Annotated in this window: 1 protein-coding gene; it reads left to right on the forward strand. The window is 70.8% G+C overall.

Annotated features, from left to right (window positions below; translation table 11 throughout):
* Positions 1-18 precede the first annotated feature (18 nt).
* On the forward strand, positions 19-305 hold a 287-nt coding region (locus WDW90_RS38740; RefSeq protein WP_336492952.1), incomplete at its 3' end, for a CHRD domain-containing protein.

Below are 305 nucleotides of genomic sequence, written 5' to 3' on the forward strand. Positions count from 1 at the left end.
CGCCTCGCCTGTTGTACCCTGAGCCGCGCCGACGCCGCCGGGACTGCCACCTACCGGGCAAGCCAGAACGGGCAGAGCGAAGTGCCTGCCAACGCCGCGACGGGCACCGGCGAAGTGACTCTGACCTACGATCCAGCCGGCAGGGAGCTCTCCAGGAAGGGCAGCTACAGCGGGCTGACCGGGCCCGTCACCGCCTCCCATTTCCACGGCCGCGCCGAGGCCGGGGCGAATGCCTGCGTCCTGATGCCGGTTACCGCTTCCAGCAGCCCCTTCTGCGTCTCCGCGACCCTCGACGAGGCCAAGGC

Source organism: Methylobacterium nigriterrae (assembly GCF_037106235.1).
Taxonomy (GTDB): domain Bacteria; phylum Pseudomonadota; class Alphaproteobacteria; order Rhizobiales; family Beijerinckiaceae; genus Methylobacterium; species Methylobacterium nigriterrae.